The organism is Vagococcus teuberi (assembly GCF_001870205.1).
GTDB lineage: Bacteria > Bacillota > Bacilli > Lactobacillales > Vagococcaceae > Vagococcus > Vagococcus teuberi.
Genome location: NZ_CP017267.1, coordinates 598,289 through 619,971 on the forward strand (window position 1 = coordinate 598,289; position 21,683 = coordinate 619,971).

A 21,683-nucleotide genomic window follows, 5' to 3' on the forward strand; every position below is an offset into this window, starting at 1 on the left:
ACACTTAAATTATAAAAATAAAAAGGGAGTTGCAAAATTTTGATTGAATTTCAAAATGTGTCGAAAATATATAAAGGAAATAAAAAAGCAGTATCTGATATGAACTTATTATTTGGAGATGGGGAGTTTGTTTGTTTTATTGGAACAAGTGGTAGTGGTAAGACAACTGCAATGCGTATGATAAATCGTATGATAGAACCCACATCAGGCAAAATATTAATTGATGGCAAAGACATCATGACAGAAAATCCTGTTGATTTACGTCGTAGTATTGGTTACGTCATTCAAAATATTGGTCTGCTACCCCATATGACAATTAGAGATAATATTACACTAGTCCCTAAGTTATTGAAATGGCCTGAAGAAGAACGCAATGAAATAGCAGAAAGATTGATTAAGTTAGTTGAGCTGCCTAAAGAAATGCTTGATCGCTATCCAAATGAATTATCTGGTGGACAACAACAACGTATCGGTGTGATTCGTGCGTTGGCTGCTGATCAAAATATTATTTTGATGGATGAGCCTTTTGGAGCATTAGATCCTATTACTCGCGATTCATTACAAGATTTTGTTAAAGAATTGCAAGAAAAAATGGGGAAAACGATTGTATTTGTTACACATGATATGGATGAAGCTCTAAAATTAGCAACGAAAATTGTAGTCATGAGTCATGGAAAAGTGGTTCAATGTGACACACCTGAAAATATTTTACGTAATCCAGCGAATGATTTTGTCCGCGAATTAATCGGGAAAGAGCGTTTGATGCATAGTCAGCAAGACTTTATTACAGTAGGTGAAGTCATGATGAAACGTGCTATTTCGATTACACCAGAAAAATCATTGTCTCAAGCGATTCGTTTGATGCGTGAAAAACGAGTGGATACGTTACTTGTTGTCGATGGCAATAATGTCTTAAAAGGCTTTATTGATGTTGAGTCTATTAATGATAAGCGTGGATACTCAACAAGTGTTGGGGATATTATGGAGCTTGATGTATTCTATATTAAACAAACAGCCCTTTTAAGAGATGCCATTCAACGTATCTTAAAACGTGGTTTGAAATATGTGCCAGTAGTTGATGACAATAAAAAACTAGTCGGAATTTTAACTCGTTCATCTCTTGTAGACATGGTTTATGATACGATTTGGGGAGAAGAGGATTCATCATCTGAAGATGAAACACCAGTAGAGAAGGAGGAAGTATAATGAATACCTTCTTATTGGAAAATGGAAATGAATTAGTTGTCAAAATATTTGAACATATATATATTTCAGTCATCGCTTTACTACTTGGTGTGATTGTAGCGGTACCTTTAGGCATTGCATTGACTCGCACAAATAAATTAGCAAACATTATCATTGGACTTGCTAGTGTATTACAAACTATTCCTTCGTTAGCTTTATTAACAATGTTTATACCTTTTTTTGGGGTCGGGAAAATGACCGCAGTTGTCGCGTTGTTCATCTATTCGCTTCTACCTATTTTAAGAAATACATATTTGGGTATTAAAGGAGTAGATCCTAATATGGTAGATGCAGCTAAAGGAATGGGGATGACCGACTATGAACAAATTCGTTTGGTAGAAGTTCCACTTGCCTTGCCTACAATTATGCGTGGTATTCGTTTAGGAACGGTTTACGTTATTGCTTGGGCAACTTTAGCCTCGTATATTGGTGGTGGTGGTTTAGGTGATTTAATTTTTAGTGGATTGAACTTATACAAACCAGAATTAATTATTGGAGGAACTATTCCAGTGGTGCTACTAGCTTTAATAAGTGATTTTTTGTTAGGACTATTAGAAAAAAGACTATCTCCCAAAATGAAGGAGGCTAATAGTTAATGAGAACAAAACAAAACAAATTATTATTCATTTTAATGATAGGGCTTCTCTTTTTAACAGGTTGCGAATTACCTGGATTAGGTGGTGGAAAAGGAGATACTCAAACCATTCGTGTCGGATCTTTGGCCACAACGGAAAATCAGATATTAGCCAATTTGGTTAAAGGGATGATTGAACATTATACAGATGATAAAGTCGTTCTTATCAATAATTTGGGAACAAGTACAGTAGCACACAATGCAATGGTTAATGGAGATATTGATATTTCTGCTGGTCGTTATACAGGGACGGACTTAAGTGGGACACTAAATTTACCTGCTGAAAAAGATCCAGAAAAAGCGTTTGATATTGTTTCAGAAGAATTTAACAAGCGATATCATCAAACATGGTTACCTTCTTATGGATTCGCTAATACTTATGCTTTTATGGTATCAAAGGAAACAGCTGAAAAATATAATTTGAAAAAAATTAGTGATTTGAAAAATGTTGCCGATCAACTAACAGCTGGTGTTGATACATCTTGGATGAAACGTGATGGAGACGGTTATCAAGCATTCTCAGACACATATGACGTCGATTTTAAAAGGGTTTATCCTATGCAAATAGGTCTTGTATATGATGCGGTTGCTGCTGGAAAAATGGATGTTGTTTTAGGGTATTCAACAGATGGACGTATTGCAAGTTATGATTTAGTTGTGTTAGAAGATGATTTGAGATTTTTCCCACCTTATGATGGTAGTATTGTGATTGATAATGATGTGATGAATAAAAATCAAAAATTAAAAGAAGCATTACTTAAATTGTCTGGGAAAATAGATACAAAAACCATGCAGCAACTTAATTACGAAGCAGATAATAATCTATTAGAACCTGAAACAGTCGCAAAAAAATTCTTACGCGAAAATAACTTTTTTGAGGGGGGAAAATAATGCAAGATATGAATATAATGCAACAGTTCTTTTATTATTTACAAAACAATAGTGGTTATGTCCTCTCTCAATTTGTTAGACATTTTCTTATTTCAATCTACGGGGTCTTTTTTGCAGCTATTGTTGGGATTCCTATTGGGATTTTTATTGCTAAAAAACGTCGATTAGCTGATTGGGTAATTGGTGCGGCAAATGTCATCCAAACAGTGCCGTCACTAGCTATGGTGTCATTGTTAATGTTGGCATTTGGTTTAGGGGTGAATACGGTTATTATCACGGTGTTCTTATACTCCTTATTACCGATTATTTCAAACACTTATACCGGTATGACACAAGTAGACAAAGACATACTTGATGCAGGAAAAGGTATGGGGATGACGCCATTCCAAAGGTTATGGATGATTGAATTGCCATTATCTATTTCTGTTTTAATGGCAGGAATTAGAAATGCTCTTGTCGTAGCAATAGGTATTACCGCGATTGGATCATTTGTTGGAGCTGGTGGTTTAGGAGATATTATTATTAGAGGAACCAACGCGACAGATGGAACGGCTATTATTTTAGTTGGGGCGTTACCGACCGCTTTAATGGCGATAGTAACTGACTGGGTATTAGGATTGGTGGAAAAACGGCTAGATCCAGCAGGAAAACTGGTTGGGGCGTCAACGGCAGTAGACGGTAAAGACACACCATAAATAATTTAAAGAAAAATTAACTTGCTTTTCATTGTTTCTAGGTGTAATTTAGAAAAAATGAAGGCAAGTTTTTTATTAGGGGGAAAACCGATGAGACAATTTAAAAAATCATCCAAATTAGATTATGTTAGCTATGATGTAAGAGGTCCGGTATTAGAAGAAGCAGATAGAATGACTGCTAAAGGAATTGATGTATTAAAATTAAATACTGGAAATCCTGCTGCGTTTGGTTTTAAAGCTCCTGATGAAATTATTCATGATTTAATAACTAATGCTAGAGAATCTGAAGGTTATTCAGATTCAAAAGGAATTTTTTCGGCACGAAAAGCGATTCAACAATATTGCCAACTAAAAAAAATACCTAATGTTACGATTAACGATATTTATACTGGAAATGGTGTCAGTGAATTAATTACACTCTCAATGCAAGCGTTGATTGATAATAACGATGAGGTTCTTGTGCCAATGCCAGATTATCCATTATGGACCGCAGCTATTACATTAGCTGGTGGTCGTGCAGTACATTATGTGTGTGATGAGGAGGCGGATTGGTATCCTGATATTGATGATATTAAAGGTAAAATCACATCAAAAACTAAAGGGATTGTGTTGATTAACCCTAATAATCCAACAGGTGCTTTATATTCAAAAGAGTTATTATTGGAAATTGTGAAGATTGCAAGAGAGCATGAACTAATTATATATTCAGATGAAATTTACGATCGATTAGTAATGGATGGTTTGGAACATGTATCCATTGCTAGTTTAGCTCCGGATCTATGTGTGGTGACATTCAACGGGTTATCTAAATCTCATCGAGTTGCTGGATTTCGTTGTGGTTGGATGGTCATTAGTGGTGAGAAAAAACATGTTCAAGGATATATAGAAGGAATCAATATGTTGGCTTCTATGCGACTTTGCTCAAATGTTTTATCACAACAAATTATCCAAACAGCTTTGGGAGGTCATCAAAGTGTGGATGAATTATTATTACCGGGTGGAAGAATCTATGAGCAACGTGAATATATTACAGATGCACTAAATGCCATTCCAGGTGTGAGTGTAAAAAAACCACAAGCTGCTTTTTATATTTTCCCTAAACTAGATATTGAGCGATTTAATATAAAAGATGATGAAAAATTTGTTTTAGACTTTTTACATGATCATCAAATTTTATTAGTCCATGGAAAAGGATTCAATATGTCTACTCCAGACCATTTTAGGATCGTATACTTACCAGAGATGGAAGAATTAAAAAAAGCGACAAAAAGTTTAGAGACTTTCTTATCAACTTATAAACAAAAATAAAAGTAGCAAGCCAATCCAGCTTGCTACTTTTATTTTTGTTTAATATCTTTTTTACTAATAACAATTCTACCTAAATATTTTTCTTTTAATTCTTCATCTGGATTATTTACATCGATTAAAACTGAATTGTCGTATTCTTTTTCAATGACACCTTCATAGTTACTTCCTTGCCATTTAAAGAACACTTTTTCTTGAGTATCCATACTAATCTCTCCCATATCATCCAAAAATAAAAAACACTGTAATAATTATTTCTGTATTATAACATTAAAAAAGCAAAAAGTGGAATAAAAACCTTTTTATTTTATCACTATCAATCATATATAAATACACAGTACACTAAAAAAAGTGAATTTTACGAAAAGTCTAGACCATTTGTTGACTAATGATGTAAAGAGTGATAATTTTAAAGTATTAATAAAAGAAAGAAGTGTTGGCAATGAAAAAAGTGATTTACGCTGATAAATTTTTTTTAGCAAGTGGTGAAACAGGACCTGGTTTTTTAATGATTAAAGACGGTATTTTTGGCGAAATATCATCAGAAAATCCTGATATAGATGCAGAGTTAGTAGACCTATCGGGTAAATGGGTGGCACCAGGATTAGTTGATACGCATATTCATGGGTATAAAAATCATGATGTCATGGATAATGATGCTGGAGGAATTAAAGTAATGTCAGAAGCCTTATTATCATGTGGAGTCACATCATTTTTACCGACAACGTTGACTTCAGATCATGAACGATTAAAAAACGTTGCCAAAACAATCGGCGAAATAAAAGATGACGTTAAAGGTGCAAAAATTCAAGGTATTTATTTTGAAGGCCCTTTCTTTACTGAAGAACATAAAGGTGCTCAAAATCCTGGTTATTTTTCAGATCCAAGCATTGAGGTATTTAATGAATGGCAAGAAGCTTCGGGTGGCATTATCAAAAAAATAGCTCTCGCTCCTGAACGTGAAGGTGTGAAAGAATTTGTCCAACAAGTAACAGACAGTGGTGTTGTTGTGGCATTAGGGCATAGTAATGCAACCTTATCTCAAGCAAAAGAAGTAGTAGAATCAGGTGCTAGCGTATTTGTTCATACATATAATGGTATGCGTGGTTTAAACCATCGTGAACCAGGTATGGTTGGAGCCGCACTTAGTTTAGAACATGTTTTTTCAGAATTAATTTGTGATGGACATCATGTTCATCCAACTGCTGCTGAAATACTAATGGATTCGACTGGTAGAGATCATGTGGCATTAATTACTGACTGTATGATGGCAGGTGGTATGTCGGATGGGGAATACATGTTAGGTGAGTTTAATGTGACGGTTAAAGATGGAACAGCTAGAATGAGAGAAGGAAACTTAGCAGGAAGCATTTTAAAATTAAAAGAAGCTATCAAAAATGTTGTTGATTGGGGAATTGCAACACCATCAGAAGCTATAATGATGGCAACTTATGTGCCAGCAGTTAGCTGTAAAATGGATGATATTTGCGGTATGATAAAATCTGGTAGAGCTGCAGATTTTATCGTATTAGATAAATCAATGAATTTAGAAGCAACATACCTAGACGGTGAATGCCGTTATGAAGTACAATAAACTAAGTAGAACGGTAGAGTTTTCTACCGTTTTTTTATTCAAGAAAAAGGAGTCGAAGTGTAATGAACAATGAACGAATGAATCGTGTGCTAAAAGAGATGGCACAACAACATTTACCACAATTAGTGGTATCAGATCAAGCCTCTATTTCGTATTTAACTGGTCAATCAATCGATCCGGGTGAGAGATTAGTTGCATTAATTATAAGAGAAAATGGACATCATGTGGCAGTTGTTAATAGATTGTTTCCTGTTTCAGAATCTGATTTAGGTATGCCGATTATTGTGGTTGATGATACAGACGAAGGAATGGGTGTATTAAAGTTAGCTAAAGAATTAGATAAATCACAACCAATTGCGGTCGAAAAAAATTGGGCTGCTCATTTTCTGTTAGATATTATGAAAGAAATAGATGTACCAATCAGTCAGTATACATTAAGCTCTAATGTCATAGATAAAGTCAGAGCAATCAAAACAGAAGATGAGATAGAAAAAATGTTAGATGCTTCTCACGATAATGATTTAGCTGTCCATCAATTAATTGGGTTAATACCAGAAGAACTAACAGAATTAGAAATGACAAAACGTTTAGAGAAAATTTATCACGACTTAGGAAATGATGGCTTTTCGTTTGAACCAATCGTAGCATACGGAGCAAATGGTGCAGATCCACATCATATGAATGATGATTCTGTTGTTAAAGCTGGTGATAGTATTATTTTAGATATTGGTGGCATAAAAAATGGGTACTGTTCTGATATGACACGTACAGTTTTCTATAAAGACGTTTCTGAAAAAAGTCGCGATGTTTATGAGACAGTATTAGAAGCCAATAAACGTGCTATTGCAACTGTAAAACCAGGGGTACGTTTATGTGATATCGATGCGGCAGCAAGAGATTATATTGAATCCAAAGGCTACGGTGAATATTTTACACATCGAACAGGTCATTTTATTGGGACTGAAGTTCATGAAGCAGGAGATGTATCAGCAAGTAATACAAACAAAGTATCAGAGGGTATGATTTTTTCTATTGAACCAGGTATTTATATTCCAGGTGAGGTAGGTGTACGAATTGAAGATTTAGTTGTTGTAACCAAAGATGGATGCAAAATATTAAATGAATACCCAAAAGAATTAATTATTATTGATTAAAACATTTAAAATTATTTTTATAAAGAGTCGTTCAATTAACTTGAAAGGTTGATTCAACGGCTTTTTGTATTATTCAACTATTTTTTAAAGACTATTTGACAAATAGTATTATTCATAATACAGTAGTATCATAAGAATAGTATATAAACATTTAGGAGGAAAAGGTATGTTTAAAAAGAAATTTATTAAACTAACAATATTATCATTAGTAACATTATCAATTGGAAGTTCAGCGTTAGTTTTCAGTACACAAAGTGTCGATGCGAAAACAGTTGTTTCTCAAACAGCAAGAAAATCAGTGCTTACATTTACTAAAGCTGATTTAGAAAGAGCAACAAAGATTAAATTGTTAGTATCAAATGTTCAAAAAATATATAATTTATTATCTGAAACTGATACTTGGAAAGAATTAGGATACAATGATTCTCAAGCAGCTAAGATAGCACAACGTGTTTCATTAAGCTCACGTCAATCCCAAGGTATCTTAAAAGATATGTTGAACAATGCAAACGTTGAATTCAAAGTAGTTTATATGAATACTGGATGGTTTGAACGTGTAAATATTGGTTCTGAAGTGGTAACGGAGAATGTGCCAGAAGTTGAAGTACTAGAAACTGAAACGCTGGATTCAGAAACACCTGAAGTACCAGCAACTGGTACATTAGATAAAAACATTAAAGAAATTGAAATCGAAATCGACTACCGTGCAAAAAACAAAGACATTAATTTAGATGTTGATGTTAAAAAAGACGGTCGTGTAAAAGCTGAGTTTGAAAATGAAGCAACAAGAACAAAAGTAAAAGGCGATCAAGCCGAAGCGTTTGTGATTGATATCTTTGATAGTGTAGATGTTCGTACTATGTCTAAAAATGATATTAAAAATCATGTGTTAAACAAGTTAAATGCAGATAAAAACTTCAAGAAATTTGATTTCAAAGTGAAATACTTTGATGAATCAAAAGTTGATTTTAAAATTAAATAAGACATTTTTTGTCGTCTAACCAATTGGAGTTACTATAAAGTAAAGTTAAACTTATTTTATAGTAACCTTTTTTATTATAGATAGTGTTTATCTTTTGATGGAATTCGTGTAATATTAAAAATGAATGATTGCCGTAGGAGGCTTTTAGAAGAATTATGAAAATTTCGAATCAATTTAAAAAAGGGGTATTGGAACTGTGTGTTTTATACCTACTAAAGAATAAAGATAGATACGGGTATGAATTAACACAAAAGATGAATGAGCATATAGTTATTACAGAGGGAGCATTATATCCTATTTTAAGACGCTTAGTAAAAGAGGAATATTGTTCAACTTATTTGAAAGAGTCTAGCAGTGGTCCAGCTAGAAAGTATTATTCGCTAACAGACAAAGGAAGACAACATTTGGAAAAACTATTTTCTGAATGGAATCTGTTTGTCGAAAGTGTACAATCATTGTGTCAGGAGGAAGATAATGGAGAAGATTGAGAATTTTTTTGATGAGATGAAAAAACTTTTTCTTGTGAAAGACATGGATGAATTTGAAGAAATAAAAGAAGATATGTTAGAACATATAGAGATTAAGCTAGAACAAGGTGAACCAGTCGAGGTTATTTTGACAAAACTTGGAACGCCTAAAGCAATTGTTGATGCGTTTTATGAGGATAAACGATTAAATAAAGCAATGCAGTATGAAACTGATATTATTGGAATTGAAGAAGTACAAATCGTTGCGCTTCAAGGGAAAAAAGATAAGCTATATAAACAGGTATCCCGATTGAAACGTGGGGGGTCGTTACATTAAAAGTGGTATTTGTATTATTAATTGTCTTTAGTTTTGTATATTTCATTTGGAATTTAATAAAGTATGGTCATTTTAGCTTCCTGATTGCTCTTATATTTGGTAATTCTCTTTTTGGTTTAGGTTTATTAAGAGATATAAATCATAAATCAACGAAACGCATGTCTTTTTTTACTCTTATTTTCGTAATTATATCGTTTTTTATAATGTATAGCATCCACTATAAATTATTCTTTTATAAGGGTGAAATAGTCGATGAAAGTATTCAACTAAATCAGAATTCATTTGAATCGCTGACATTAACAGGTGATTTTCCGATTAATTTAACGATTGAGCAAACAAGTAGTACATATCCTAGTATAAAGCTAAAAGGGAAAATGACCAAAGGCAGTAAAGAAGCCTTAAAAGAATTGATAGACAATAAAGAGATGGTCATCGATTTAGGACAAAAAACACCGATGTCCTTATTTACTGCAATGGGCGAATTAGATGTATCGTTAAGTATTCCGAAATCAACGGAAAAAAATCTAGTGCTAGATTTTGAAAATGCGGATATCCAGGCTAGAGATATTTTGGTTAGACATTTTGATATAACGGTGGAAACAGGTAATATTGTGTTAGAAGATATTGATAGTCAACATCTCAGAGTGGTAAGTGAAAAAGCCGATTTATTAGTTAATAGTTTTGATACACCGATTGAAGTAAATAATGAAAAGGGAAAAAGTATTATTAAAAATGGTGTAGGTAACATGACTGTCAAAACGCAAACAGGGTTTACTAACTTACTCAATATTAATGGTGATAAAGCCAATGTCGTAAATAATAGGGGCAAACTAATTATGACAGATACTTCACTGGATAAAGTTAATATCACAAGTGATAAAAATACTTTGGTGATTGAAAATCAAATTGGCCATACAACACTGAATATTAAAAATGGAAACATTATTTTAAGAGAAAATCAAGGAACATTGGATGTAGTTAATGGTCAAGGGTCAGTTATTATAACCCAACATAAGCCTATAAAAGGAAGTATAAAAAGTGAATCAGGATTAGTAAAATGGTTCCAATATGTGGACGAAGATAATGAAGCTCCAGACTTTTTAGTTAAATCTGGCAATAAAAATGTTCGTAATGATTTCAAAAATAGTGCAGATATTGATAAAGGAAAGGTATTTGAAATAGAAACAGTTACTAGTGAAATAGATATTATAAAAAAATAGACTTGAAGGAAGATTCCTTTTAGTCTATTTTTGCTATTACGTTTGAATTTAAAGTTCCTTGTTCAACAGATGAAAAAAACGATGCTATTGTTAAATCAAAGTGTTCACTCTCAGATTTAAAACAAGAATATGGAATGACCAGAGTCTGACTATCTGTTGCTAAAACGTAGTCACTATCAATCGTTTGAGCAATAAAGGTATACTCTTGTAATTCTTCTTGTGTCCAGATACCATCATCTGCTAAAAAATCAAGCGTTTGATAAAAATTTTGCTGTTTTTTTTCTGTCGAAAAAATAAAATAGTCAGTTAACTCTTGTAGATGGTTTGTATTAACTATCTCTAAAAAATAGTTAGGTGAATTATTAGTTATTTGACTAGCGATTTCGTGAAAGGTAATCATTTGAATGCTCCTTTACTGCTTGTTTTCTATTGTGACATAAAAATCAATTGTTGATTGTTTACTTAGCCCTTTTCCTTCGATATCAACGGCAATAGGCATATCTTCATTACCATTATATACAGGTTCAACTCGGTAGCGAATTGTTTCACCCTCATCCGCAGCTTTTCTCACCAAATTTTCGTATTTTGTCATAAAAGGTGTATTTACAGGATTTTGATATAGAGTCACTAAGTTTTCTAATTTGTCCCCAGTTCCACCTAGTTGTCTCCCAATTAAATGACCGCGTGAATGATTATGTGGTTCTAAACCTGAAATAAAACCAGGTGGACGAATACTTTGGTTGGCAGATGTTCCAGTATTAATCATGTTTGGTTTGATTAATGCATTGGCTGTTGTTGGTCTACCTAATTTATCTAATCTGCCATATTCAACCCATCCTTTTGAACTATCTCTCAACTCATTAGCAGTGAAACGAGATTTGCCGTGTTCAATTGGGCCTGGATTATCTTTCTTTATTGTGTCACTTGTTTTTGGTGAAGATTCCTTGTTATCAAATGGTAAAAAATCAAGGAGTGCATCCGGTGATTTTACTCCTGCAACAACTAATATAATACAGACAACTAATCCAATAATATATTGAATTGGTGATGATTTTTTTCGCTTATTTTTTGTAGACATACAATACCCCTTATTTTATAATCGATTGTTATTATACGATACTCTCAGTAAAAGAACAAGCGTTCTCAAACGTCAAATGTTATCGATGTTTAAATAAACTGTCTTTTGTTATAATGATTCATGAGATAAGAAGGAGTGATTCTATGAGTTATGTCGAGTTAAAAAATGTGTATAAACGCTATAAAATGGGAGATAATGTGATTGTTGCAAATAATGACATTAATATTTCAGTTGAAAAAGGTGAATTTGTCGTAATTTTAGGACCTAGTGGGGCTGGTAAATCAACCGTTTTAAATATATTAGGTGGTATGGATAGTTGTGATGAAGGGCATGTCATAATAGATGGAACGAATATTGCAGCATTTACTTCAAAAGAACTGACAAAATATCGTCGGTTAGATGTTGGTTTTGTTTTTCAATTTTATAATTTAGTACCAAATCTGACAGCTAAGGAAAATGTTGAGTTGGCTTCACAAGTATCACCAAAGGCATTGGATGTGGATAGTGTGTTGGATATGGTTCAACTGGGGCATCGAAAAAATAATTTTCCAGCCCAACTATCTGGAGGTGAACAGCAACGTGTGGCGATTGCTAGGGCGTTAGCTAAAAATCCAAAATTATTATTATGTGACGAGCCAACAGGGGCACTTGACTTTGAGACAGGGAAACATGTTTTAGCAATATTAGAAGAAACATGTCGAAAATATGGGACAACAGTGATTGTGATTACCCATAATTCTGAAATTTCAAAAATGGCTGATAGAGTGATTCGTATCAATGATGCACAAGTGAGAAGTGTGGAGAAAAATGAACATCCAGTAAAAGCTAGTGACTTAGAATGGTAGGAGGTTCAAGTAAATGAAAAAGAAAAAAGCATTATGGACGTCCACCTTTCGAGAAATTTATCAATCAAAAGCAAGATTTATTTCGATACTACTGATCATCATGTTAGGTGTTGGGTTTTATGCGGGGATAAAAGCAACAGGTCCCGATATGTTACATACAGCTGATACTTACTATAAAGACAACAAATTGATGGATACGAAACTTGTTTCAACAACAGGTTTAGAAGATAAAGACATCGATCTAATCAAAGGCGATAGTAAGGTTAACATAGTTGAACCGTCTTATAGTTTAGATGTTTTAACTGAAGAGAATAATCATGTATTAAAACTAATGTCCTACTCTTCAGATAAAAATGAGTTGAATTTACCTGTTTTAGTAGAAGGTAAGTTACCTGAAAAAGAAGATGAAATCGCACTAGATACACAGGTTTTAGACAATCAAATTTACAAAATTGGTGACACAATTTCGATTCAAAAAGATGATTCAGATAGTGTATCAAGAGATAAATTTAAAATTGTTGGATTTATCAAGAGCCCGATTTATATAGATAACGTTTCGAGAGGATATACGACAGTAGGTAAAGGGACCATTGATTACTTTGGCTATGTCAAAGAAGATGTGTTTAACCTTCCTGTTTATACAGAAGCGTATATTCAATATAAAGACACAGCTAAATTAGAAAGTTATAGTAAAGCATATAATTTAGCATACGACAAAGACATTAAAAGTTTGAAGCAAACTTTAAAAAATCGTCCATCTGAACAATTAGACAAGATGAAAAAAGAAGCAAATGAAAAACTAGATGATGCTAAAGCTAAAATAGCAGATGGTGAAAAGCAATTATCTGATGGTCAAACACTACTCTCTGAAAAAGAAAAAGAATTAAATAAAAATAAACAATTGCTAGAAGCAGCAAAACAACAAGGAATGCCAGTGGATGCTGCTCAAGAACAAACACTACAAAAGGCAAGCAAAACGTTAGAAGCAGAAAAGAAAAAAATAGAAGAAGAACAGCAAAAAATCAAAGAGTCTAAAGAAGAACTCGCAACAAGTCAAAAAAAAGTGGAGGATTTAAAAGAACCGACATATCATTATTTTTCAAGAGATGATAATCCCTCTTATTCTGAGTTTCAAGATAATGCAGATCGGATTTCTTCTATTGCAACAGTGTTTCCTGTATTCTTTTTCATGATTGCAGCTCTTATCTCGCTAACTACGATGACTCGCATGGTTGACGAAAAACGAGGTGAGATAGGAACACTAAAAGCATTAGGATATACTAATTTTGAAATTGCTTTAAAGTATATTGTGTATTCTACAACAGCCAGTATTGTGGGGAGTTTAGCCGGATTGTTAATAGGATATAATTTGTTTCCATCAGTTATATTTGATGCATATGGTAGTATGTATAATTTACCATCAGTGATAATTACTTATTACATTGGTTATACAATTCAGTCAGTTATAGTGGCATTATTATGTACATTATTAGCGTCATTGTTTGTACTTAGAGTTGATTTATTAAGCACTCCTGCTTTACTTATGAGACCTAAAGCACCAAAACCAGGTAAACGAATTTTGTTGGAGCGATTTTCTTGGTTGTGGGATAGGTTTAGCTTTAACCAAAAAGTAACAGCCAGAAATTTATTCCGTTATAAACAACGAATGTTGATGACCATTTTAGGTATAGCAGGTTGTACGGCAATGATTTTGACTGGATTTGGATTGAAAGACTCAATCGGTGATATTGTACCACTCCAATTTGATAAAATTTGGCATTATGATGCAACAGTTACATTTAATGACGATAGTACAACTGCACAAAAAGAAGAGTATGCAAAAATCAAAGAAAACGATAAAAATATTACGTCAAGTCTCGATTTATCTCAGAATAATATGACGGTTGTTAAAAAAGGATACACAAATCGAGAAGTAACGGTTGATGTACCAAAACAAGAAAAACAACTAGCTGATTTTATTACATTTAAAGATCGCAACAGTGATAAAAAGTATTCATTAAATGATAATGGCATCATTATCAATGAAAAATTAGCTAACTTTTTTGATGTTAAAACTGGTGATGACCTTACCATTCGAGATACTGATAATAAAGATGTCACAGTCAAGGTTGAAGCAGTTGTTGAAAATTATGTCATGAATTTTGCTTATATGACACCAAGTTATTATGAAAAAATATTTGGTGAAAAACCAGATTATAATGTTGAACTACTTAAGTTTGATAAATCATTAAGTGAGATAAAAGAAAATGAGTTAGCAGATAGATTAATAAAAAGTAATTACGCTGGCAATGTATCGTTTACAAGTCAAATAGGTAAGGCAATGGATGATACCATGTCTAGTTTAAATATTGTGGTGTGGGTATTGATTATATCTGCGGCATTACTTGCTTTTGTTGTTCTATATAATTTAACAAATATCAATATTTCAGAACGAATTCGTGAGTTATCTACTATTAAAGTATTAGGTTTTTATGATAGAGAAGTAACGATGTATGTTTACCGAGAAAATAACATCTTAACAGTACTAGGTATCTTAGTTGGATTTGTACTTGGTGTATTACTACATGGTTATGTGTTAAAAACAGCGGAGATTGATATGATGATGTTCCCAACCACCATTCATCCAATCAGCTATGTGTTATCAGCCTTATTAACGATTCTGTTTTCATTTATTGTGATGCTAATTATGCATCGTAAATTGAAACATGTTGATATGATTGAAGCATTGAAATCAACAGAATAATAATGAAAGACAAAAGGGTCTATCTCTTTTGTCTTTTTTGCTACGATTTTCGAATATCGGTTGGAAAATGTACGATTTTTCTGTTGTTTTAATCAAAAGATTGGTAAACTATTATTATTAAGGTGGGAAGGAGCGTGAGAGGGATGTTTGGAATACAATCAATTGAGCAAGTGTATTTTTATATGTTAATCATTTGTACCATCCTATCAGTTGTCTTGTTTTTAATAGGGGATATCCTCCAATTTGACGGACCGATTGATCCAATCTTAATTGTACCTTGGATTGCATTTACGTCACTTTTTGGCTACATCGGGGAAACGTTAACAACCCTGGGTAGTGGTTGGGTATTTGCTATTGCTGTTTTGCTATCATCAATTATTGTATTTTTATTAAATTTTTATATATTAATTCCTTTAAAGAATTCAGAATCAACGATTTCAGTATCGGAGAAAACGCTTGAAGGAAGAGTCGCAACTGTGGTAACGCCAATACCTATTAAAGGCATGGGGGAAATCACAATAAGTAATGTAACAGGGATAATGAGTCGTCCGGCAACCTTTTATACAGAACAAGAAACACAAATAAATAAGGGTGAGGAAGTACTAATTATAGAAGTAAGAGAAAGAGTTTGTTATGTTGTACCGTATGTAGAAAATTTTTAAAACAAAAAGGAGAAATGTAAATGAATTTAATGTTTGTAGCCATTGGGTTAGTTGCGTTTATTTTAGTGATGTTGTTGATTGTGTTTGTTTCAAAATATCAGACAGCTAAACCAGATGAGGCATTGATTATTAGTGGGAGCTATTTAGGAAATAAAAATGTCCATGCTGACAATGAAGGAAATCGTGTCAAAATTGTACGTGGTGGTGGAGCATTTGTTTTACCAGTTTTCCAAAGAAGCAATCGTTTGAGTCTTTTATCAAGTAAATTAGACGTATCAACACCAGATGTTTATACTGAACAAGGTGTACCAGTTATGGCAGATGGAACATCTATTATTAAGATTGGCTCATCAGTTGAAGAAATCGCAACTGCAGCGGAACAATTTTTAGGAAAAACACGTGAAGAATTAGAAAATGAAGCACGCGAAGTATTAGAAGGACATTTACGTTCGATTTTAGGGTCAATGACAGTGGAAGAAATTTATCAAAACCGAGATAAATTCTCTCAAAGTGTTCAAGAAGTAGCCAGTGTAGATTTAGCTAAAATGGGACTTGTGATTGTATCGTTTACTATTAAAGAAGTACGTGATAAAAATGGTTACCTTGATTCATTAGGAAAACCTCGTATTGCCCAAGTAAAACGTGATGCTGAAATTGCTGAAGCTGAAGCAAGTAAAGAAACACGTATTAAAAAAGCTCAAGCAGAAAAAGAATCGCAAGAAGCAGAATTACAGCGCCAAACAGAAATTGCTGAAGCAACGAAAGAAAAAGAATTAAAATTAGCAGCCTATAAACAAGAGCAAGATATTGCAAAAGCGAAAGCTGATCAAGCCTATAATTTAGAAAGTGCTAAAGCACAACAACACGTTATCGAGCAAGAAATGGAAGTTAAAGTCATTGAACGTCAAAAACAAATTGAATTAGAAGAAAAAGAAATTCAACGTCGTGAACGTCAATACGACTCCGAAGTGAAGAAAAAAGCCGACGCGGATCGTTATGCTAAAGAACAAGAAGCCTTAGCAGAAAAAGCAACTGAAGTAGCCGAAGCTGAAGCACAACAATTTAAAGTGGAAGCAATGGCTAAAGCAAATGCTACTCAACTTAGAATGGAAGGGCAAGCTGAGGCGGATGCTATTCTAGCGATTGGTGAGGCTGAAGCCAAAGCGAAAGAACAAATCGCTGAAGCATTTAAACAATACGGGGAAGCTGCTGTTATGAGTATGATTATTGAAATCTTACCTGAATTAGTGAAACAAGCAGCACAACCATTAGGAAATATCGAGAAAATTTCTGTTGTAGATACTGGTCAAGGTGGAGATAATAGTGGAGCGAATCGTGTCACAAATTATGCTACAAACCTTTTAGCTTCTACTCAAGAAACACTAAAAGAAACAACAGGTTTAAATGTTAAGGATATGTTAGAATCATTTGTCGCAAAAAAAAGTGAATAATGAAAGAACACCTTTAGATATTTTACTAAGGGCATTCTGACTGTAGACAAAGTATTGATAAATTTCGATGCCTTGTCTTTTTTTTGGTAAAATAGAGAGCATAGAAGGCCGACTGTACACGTTGTAATAGTCAGCAAAAATGACAGAAAATTGTAATGAGTGAATAGAAATAGCTGATATCTTAATTCACAAAAAAAGGAATAATAAACCGCATTTATTTGCATTCTGACTGTAGACAAAGTATTGATAAATTTCGATGCCTTGTCTTTTTTTGGTAAAATAGAGAAAAGGCGTGACTGTTAATGTTGGAATAGATAAAGAAAAATGCACATGAAAAATTGGTTAACTTTTGTATGTCTTAATATAAAAAAGACAACCCAATACTCTTAATAAGTAATTAGTTTGTCTTCACTCTGAGACAGGGGTATTTTCTCTTGCCTTTTTAAAATTTTATGAAATAAAATCTATTAATTGAGATTTTATGTTATACTAGAGCGTGAATTTCTACTAACTAAGTAATAACTACATAGAAAAACTAAGAGGAGTCTATATATGGGATTTGATCAACAAAAAGAAGTCGATAGAAGAAGAACGTTTGCCATTATTTCGCATCCGGATGCTGGTAAAACAACAATTACGGAACAATTATTATTATTTGGTGGCGCGATTAGAAATGCTGGGACAGTAAAAGGTAAAAAAACGGGTAACTATGCTAAATCAGACTGGATGGATATTGAAAAACAACGTGGGATTTCGGTAACAAGTTCAGTGATGCAATTTGATTTTCAAGGTAAACGTGTGAATATTTTAGATACACCAGGACATGAGGATTTCTCGGAAGATACTTATCGTACATTGATGGCAGTCGATAGTGCTGTCATGGTCATTGATAGTGCTAAAGGGATTGAAGCACAAACAAAAAAACTTTTCCAAGTATGTCGTATGCGTAGTATTCCTATTTTTACATTCATTAACAAACTAGATAGAGATGGTCGTGAGCCACTTGATTTACTAGAAGAATTAGAAGAAGTGTTAGAAATTGATTCTTATCCAATGAATTGGCCAATCGGTATGGGAAAAGGATTTGAAGGATTATATGATATTTATAATAATCGTATCGAAATTCATCGTCCTGATCGATTTGATGATGAAAGGTTTTTACCTCTTAATGATGAAAGAGAATTAGAAATGGATCACCCATTAAAACAACAATCTATTTTTTCACAAGTAATGGAAGAAGTTGAGTTGTTACTTGAAGCTGGAAATGAATTTTCAGAAGAAAAAATTGCTAAAGGTGAATTAACCCCAGTATTCTTTGGTTCTGCTTTGACAAACTTTGGTGTGGAAACATTTTTAGAAACATTTTTACAATTTGCACCAAAACCAAGTGAGCATGAAACAAAAGATGGTGGCCAAGTTAGTCCTTATGACAAAGACTTTTCTGGATTTGTCTTTAAAATTCAAGCAAATATGAACCCAGCTCATAGAGATAGAATTGCATTTGTTCGGATTTGTTCAGGGAGCTTTGAAAAAGGCATGGAAGTTAAGTTAGCTCGTGAATCGAAAAAAATTAAGTTAAATAACTCAACCCAGTTTATGGCTGATTCTCGTGAAATCGTAGAAGAAGCAGTGGCTGGTGATATTATTGGGTTGTATGATACAGGAACTTATCAGATTGGTGATACCTTATTTACTGGTAAAGATAAGATTGAATTTGAAGATTTACCACAATTTACGCCAGAGTTATTTATGAAAGTTACGGCGAAAAATGTGATGAAACAAAAATCATTCCACAAAGGACTTTATCAACTAGTACAAGAAGGAGCTATTCAATTATATAAAACTTATTTAACTGAGGATTATATTATTGGAGCTGTTGGACAGCTACAGTTTGAGGTATTCAAACATCGTATGTTGAATGAGTACAATACTGAGTTAATCATGGAACCAATGGGAACCAAAATTGCTCGTTGGATTGACCCATCTCAGTTAGATGAAAAAATGAGTTCAAGTCGAAATATCTTAGCAAGAGATCGATTTGACCAACCATTATTCTTATTTGAAAACCAATTTGCGATGCGTTGGTTTGCAGATAAGTATCCAGAAGTTGAGTTGAAGACATTGTTATAGGATAAAATTAAAACTTCTCTTATCAATTTTGTTGATGAGAGAGGTTTTTTTATTGATTATTCAATATTTTTTATAAAAACTTTTTTTGCAAGAAATAGTATTATTGATAGAATTAGATTAATTCTATATTTTTGAATCGTTTTCTAGTGTTTAAGGAGGATCATATGTATGAAAAGAATTAAGTATTATAGTCCATCAGACTTATCTATAGGATTTCATTTTGAAAGATTTAGAGAATTAATCAAAGAATATAAAAATCTCGATTATAGTAATATTATAAGCATAGTAGAAATCTACAATGCTTTAAAATTTATAGAGATGAAAATATTTGTTAATGAAATATCTATTGAAGAAATGAAAGTAGCATCCAAAGTTTTTAAGAAGAAATTAAATCAATTTTTTAAAGAGGTTGATAAACAAGATATTTCAGATTTTTTCAGATTGTTCTTTTTATGGGAGAATATTGATTTTTACGAATATAGGTCTGAAAAAATTATCTTTGAAGATAATGTAGATAAAAATAATTATCAGATATATAGAAAAGATTTCATAGAGTGCTTTGAAAAATATAAATTACATGAAATAATTAATGAAAAAGAATTACAAGATATTATAGAAAAATATGAAATAAGTATAGAATTTTTTTTGAGAACTAATTATTTTATAGATAATTATAGTAGTTTAATAAGAAAAAAATATTTAGAATCATCTAAAAATATTGAACTTCTGTTAACCAGTTATATAGATGAAGGCAGAATTATATCCATTCCTTCAAGTGTATCTAATAAAGAATTGTATCAACTATGTGAACGATATATAGAATCTGAACATGCAGATTTAAATTATCTTCGTATAGTCTCTAATGGTATACAAGGGTTTAAAGAATTTGTAATAAACCCGAAGGTAAAGGCAAAAGCAAAAAAAAGAGCTGAACAAATTGAAACTAAAATATTAGCAGATAAAGAACATGTCTTTGAACAAAGTATTTGTATTTATACTGAAGAGAGTGAGTACAATAATTCTAATGTAATATTTAAGAGCTTAATTGACGTAGAATTTATTAAAATTGAAAAATTAAAAGAAAACTTATTACAATATATGATGTATTTTAATGGTTTTTTTACGGATAATTGGGTATTGAATCTTTGTAGTTTTCCTAATATTGAAAGTACAACATTAATGAGATTATTTTCTGGTGCTAAAACTAAAAAAAATTATGAGACAAGTATTTATTTTCATAATAAAAATACCTTACAATTATTAAGTTTTAAAATATATCAGAAAAAACTACAGGAGATTCATAATTATAGAATTGAAGAGTTAGTAGTTTATTTTTTTTCAAATTATTGTAAAGAAAGATTTATGATAGATTGGTTACCGTTAGATTTTTCAAATCAATTTGAAAAATTACATATTCAGACAAAAAATTTATTTACTTTAGAAGAGCAGATTAGAAAACAATGGAAATTGTATGTAGAAGAAAACAAAGTGGATAAAGAACTATTTGAATTAGAATTTACCCCTTCATTTAGTTCTCTAAAAAGTAAATTACGTAGAAAAAATATATATGTAAATTCAAAAAATGAAAATATTAATCAGGTTTTATTTTTATTATTCTCAGACCAATCAGGAATTATATATATTAATGAATATATTAAAGGAAATGACTTTATAGAATTATTAAATAAAAATAAAATAAAGAGGAGTGATTTTCATAGTTATCAAATTGCTGCAATTGATTTTCTGATTAATAACGAAATAGTTTCATTAGATAGTCAACAAAGAATATATTTAACTCAACAACAAAGTTGGAAAATACTTATTTTACAAAATATATACCAATATGGGGTAGATAATTACTATTATCTAAATCACAAAGTGAGTAGTAAAAAAATATTAAAAGAAAAGCAAAAAATAATTGATCAAATGATAGATGATGGTTTATTAAATTATGAAGATACCCTCTTTTCAAGGCCAGAAATAGATTATCTCAATTATATATTAAATAATTCAGAATTTGATAATGCATTGGGGTTAAGAAACAAGTATTTACATGGTGCTGTTATAGAGGAAAATGAAGAGGAGTATTATTTAGCCTTAATTATAATAGTAGTATATGTAATTAAAATAAACGAGGAATTAAGAATTATTAATGATGAGAACTTATAGTCAGACTATAAATTTAATTCAAAATATGTCAAAAAAGGATACTCTGATTTGGAGTATCCT

General features: G+C 32.2%; 20 protein-coding genes. 17 read left to right on the plus strand and 3 right to left on the minus strand.

The features are described from left to right. The first annotated feature begins 39 nt into the window (after positions 1-39). The 5 genes from BHY08_RS02915 to BHY08_RS02935 all read left to right on the plus strand — a co-directional run bounded on the left by BHY08_RS02915 (position 40) and on the right by BHY08_RS02935 (position 4,773). Positions 40-1,206, plus strand: a complete 1,167-nt coding sequence (locus BHY08_RS02915; protein WP_071456447.1) for a betaine/proline/choline family ABC transporter ATP-binding protein — start codon at positions 40-42, stop codon at positions 1,204-1,206. Then, positions 1,206-1,841: an ABC transporter permease gene (locus BHY08_RS02920; protein ID WP_071456448.1), complete on the plus strand. Its 636-nt coding sequence runs from the start codon at positions 1,206-1,208 to the stop codon at positions 1,839-1,841. Before BHY08_RS02915 ends, BHY08_RS02920 begins: the two co-directional genes overlap by 1 nt. Then, positions 1,841-2,770, plus strand: a complete 930-nt coding sequence (locus tag BHY08_RS02925) for an osmoprotectant ABC transporter substrate-binding protein (RefSeq protein WP_071456449.1) — start codon at positions 1,841-1,843, stop codon at positions 2,768-2,770. The genes BHY08_RS02920 and BHY08_RS02925 overlap by 1 nt, the downstream gene beginning before the upstream one ends. Beyond that, on the plus strand, positions 2,770-3,465 hold the full coding sequence (locus tag BHY08_RS02930) for an ABC transporter permease (protein WP_071456450.1): 696 nt from the start codon (positions 2,770-2,772) through the stop codon (positions 3,463-3,465). The genes BHY08_RS02925 and BHY08_RS02930 overlap by 1 nt, the downstream gene beginning before the upstream one ends. Positions 3,466-3,555: 90 nt before the next feature. Beyond that, entirely contained in the window at positions 3,556-4,773 is a 1,218-nt protein-coding gene (locus BHY08_RS02935; RefSeq protein WP_071456451.1) for a pyridoxal phosphate-dependent aminotransferase, read from the plus strand. Positions 4,774-4,802: 29 nt separating this feature from the next. Here the strand turns inward: BHY08_RS02935 and BHY08_RS02940 are convergent, their stop codons facing one another. Beyond that, entirely contained in the window at positions 4,803-4,976 is a 174-nt protein-coding gene (locus tag BHY08_RS02940) for a DUF2187 domain-containing protein (protein ID WP_071456452.1), read from the minus strand. 236 nt (positions 4,977-5,212) lie between these two features. Here BHY08_RS02940 and nagA point away from each other — a divergent pair, with 236 nt between their 5' ends. The 6 genes from nagA (at position 5,213) to BHY08_RS02970 (ending at position 10,524) form a co-directional block, all read left to right on the plus strand. Continuing rightward, positions 5,213-6,364 carry an N-acetylglucosamine-6-phosphate deacetylase gene (gene nagA / locus BHY08_RS02945; RefSeq protein WP_071456453.1) on the plus strand — a complete coding sequence of 384 codons (1,152 nt, stop codon included), beginning with the start codon at positions 5,213-5,215 and terminating at the stop codon, positions 6,362-6,364. Between the two features lie 62 nt (positions 6,365-6,426). Then, positions 6,427-7,518, plus strand: a complete 1,092-nt coding sequence (locus BHY08_RS02950; protein ID WP_071456454.1) for a M24 family metallopeptidase — start codon at positions 6,427-6,429, stop codon at positions 7,516-7,518. Between the two features lie 166 nt (positions 7,519-7,684). After that, positions 7,685-8,500, plus strand: a complete 816-nt coding sequence (locus BHY08_RS02955; RefSeq protein WP_071456455.1) for a YusW family protein — start codon at positions 7,685-7,687, stop codon at positions 8,498-8,500. A 155-nt stretch (positions 8,501-8,655) separates the two neighbouring features. Further along, the gene (locus BHY08_RS02960) at positions 8,656-8,988 is read left to right on the plus strand and encodes a PadR family transcriptional regulator (RefSeq protein ID WP_071456456.1); all 333 of its coding nucleotides are present in this window, start codon (positions 8,656-8,658) and stop codon (positions 8,986-8,988) included. Beyond that, entirely contained in the window at positions 8,975-9,304 is a 330-nt protein-coding gene (locus BHY08_RS02965; RefSeq protein WP_071456457.1) for a DUF1700 domain-containing protein, read from the plus strand. Before BHY08_RS02960 ends, BHY08_RS02965 begins: the two co-directional genes overlap by 14 nt. Before the next feature lie 2 nt (positions 9,305-9,306). Further along, a complete protein-coding gene (locus BHY08_RS02970) occupies positions 9,307-10,524 on the plus strand; it encodes a DUF4097 family beta strand repeat-containing protein (protein ID WP_071456458.1) in 1,218 nt (405 codons plus the stop codon). Positions 10,525-10,543: 19 nt separating this feature from the next. On the opposite strand, the gene BHY08_RS02975 is transcribed toward BHY08_RS02970, so the two are convergent. Both BHY08_RS02975 and BHY08_RS02980 read right to left on the minus strand, forming a co-directional pair. Then, entirely contained in the window at positions 10,544-10,924 is a 381-nt protein-coding gene (locus BHY08_RS02975) for a hypothetical protein (protein WP_071456459.1), read from the minus strand. Positions 10,925-10,936: 12 nt separating this feature from the next. Then, complete coding sequence (locus tag BHY08_RS02980) at positions 10,937-11,602, minus strand: DNA/RNA non-specific endonuclease (protein WP_071456460.1); 666 nt, start codon at positions 11,600-11,602, stop codon at positions 10,937-10,939. Positions 11,603-11,745: 143 nt separating this feature from the next. On the opposite strand from BHY08_RS02980, the gene BHY08_RS02985 reads away from it, so the two are divergent. From BHY08_RS02985 to BHY08_RS03010, 6 genes are all read left to right on the plus strand, one after another. Next, a complete protein-coding gene (locus BHY08_RS02985) occupies positions 11,746-12,447 on the plus strand; it encodes an ABC transporter ATP-binding protein (protein WP_071456461.1) in 702 nt (233 codons plus the stop codon). A 13-nt stretch (positions 12,448-12,460) separates the two neighbouring features. Then, complete coding sequence (locus BHY08_RS02990; protein WP_071456462.1) at positions 12,461-15,211, plus strand: FtsX-like permease family protein; 2,751 nt, start codon at positions 12,461-12,463, stop codon at positions 15,209-15,211. 143 nt (positions 15,212-15,354) lie between these two features. Then, positions 15,355-15,873: an NfeD family membrane protein gene (locus BHY08_RS02995; protein ID WP_071457814.1), complete on the plus strand. Its 519-nt coding sequence runs from the start codon at positions 15,355-15,357 to the stop codon at positions 15,871-15,873. A 29-nt stretch (positions 15,874-15,902) separates the two neighbouring features. After that, positions 15,903-17,324 carry a flotillin family protein gene (locus BHY08_RS03000; protein WP_118250720.1) on the plus strand — a complete coding sequence of 474 codons (1,422 nt, stop codon included), beginning with the start codon at positions 15,903-15,905 and terminating at the stop codon, positions 17,322-17,324. Positions 17,325-17,876: 552 nt separating this feature from the next. Next, positions 17,877-19,454: a peptide chain release factor 3 gene (locus BHY08_RS03005; RefSeq protein ID WP_071456464.1), complete on the plus strand. Its 1,578-nt coding sequence runs from the start codon at positions 17,877-17,879 to the stop codon at positions 19,452-19,454. Between the two features lie 168 nt (positions 19,455-19,622). Next, positions 19,623-21,623 carry a hypothetical protein gene (locus BHY08_RS03010; protein WP_071456465.1) on the plus strand — a complete coding sequence of 667 codons (2,001 nt, stop codon included), beginning with the start codon at positions 19,623-19,625 and terminating at the stop codon, positions 21,621-21,623. Positions 21,624-21,683: the final 60 nt, after the last annotated feature.

Bases quoted from the DNA above. Each gene is read 5' to 3' on its own strand.
- BHY08_RS02920 (WP_071456448.1), top strand. From the start codon at position 1,206: ATGAATACCTTCTTATTGGAAAATGGAAATGAATTAGTTGTCAAAATA.
- BHY08_RS02925 (WP_071456449.1), top strand. From the start codon at position 1,841: ATGAGAACAAAACAAAACAAATTATTATTCATTTTAATGATAGGGCTT.
- BHY08_RS02930 (WP_071456450.1), top strand. From the start codon at position 2,770: ATGCAAGATATGAATATAATGCAACAGTTCTTTTATTATTTACAAAAC.
- BHY08_RS02935 (WP_071456451.1), top strand. From the start codon at position 3,556: ATGAGACAATTTAAAAAATCATCCAAATTAGATTATGTTAGCTATGAT.
- BHY08_RS02940 (WP_071456452.1), bottom strand. From the start codon at position 4,976: ATGGATACTCAAGAAAAAGTGTTCTTTAAATGGCAAGGAAGTAACTAT.
- nagA (WP_071456453.1), top strand. From the start codon at position 5,213: ATGAAAAAAGTGATTTACGCTGATAAATTTTTTTTAGCAAGTGGTGAA.
- BHY08_RS02950 (WP_071456454.1), top strand. From the start codon at position 6,427: ATGAACAATGAACGAATGAATCGTGTGCTAAAAGAGATGGCACAACAA.
- BHY08_RS02955 (WP_071456455.1), top strand. From the start codon at position 7,685: ATGTTTAAAAAGAAATTTATTAAACTAACAATATTATCATTAGTAACA.
- BHY08_RS02960 (WP_071456456.1), top strand. From the start codon at position 8,656: ATGAAAATTTCGAATCAATTTAAAAAAGGGGTATTGGAACTGTGTGTT.
- BHY08_RS02965 (WP_071456457.1), top strand. From the start codon at position 8,975: ATGGAGAAGATTGAGAATTTTTTTGATGAGATGAAAAAACTTTTTCTT.
- BHY08_RS02975 (WP_071456459.1), bottom strand. From the start codon at position 10,924: ATGATTACCTTTCACGAAATCGCTAGTCAAATAACTAATAATTCACCT.
- BHY08_RS02980 (WP_071456460.1), bottom strand. From the start codon at position 11,602: ATGTCTACAAAAAATAAGCGAAAAAAATCATCACCAATTCAATATATT.
- BHY08_RS02985 (WP_071456461.1), top strand. From the start codon at position 11,746: ATGAGTTATGTCGAGTTAAAAAATGTGTATAAACGCTATAAAATGGGA.
- BHY08_RS02990 (WP_071456462.1), top strand. From the start codon at position 12,461: ATGAAAAAGAAAAAAGCATTATGGACGTCCACCTTTCGAGAAATTTAT.
- BHY08_RS02995 (WP_071457814.1), top strand. From the start codon at position 15,355: ATGTTTGGAATACAATCAATTGAGCAAGTGTATTTTTATATGTTAATC.
- BHY08_RS03000 (WP_118250720.1), top strand. From the start codon at position 15,903: ATGTTTGTAGCCATTGGGTTAGTTGCGTTTATTTTAGTGATGTTGTTG.
- BHY08_RS03005 (WP_071456464.1), top strand. From the start codon at position 17,877: ATGGGATTTGATCAACAAAAAGAAGTCGATAGAAGAAGAACGTTTGCC.
- BHY08_RS03010 (WP_071456465.1), top strand. From the start codon at position 19,623: ATGAAAAGAATTAAGTATTATAGTCCATCAGACTTATCTATAGGATTT.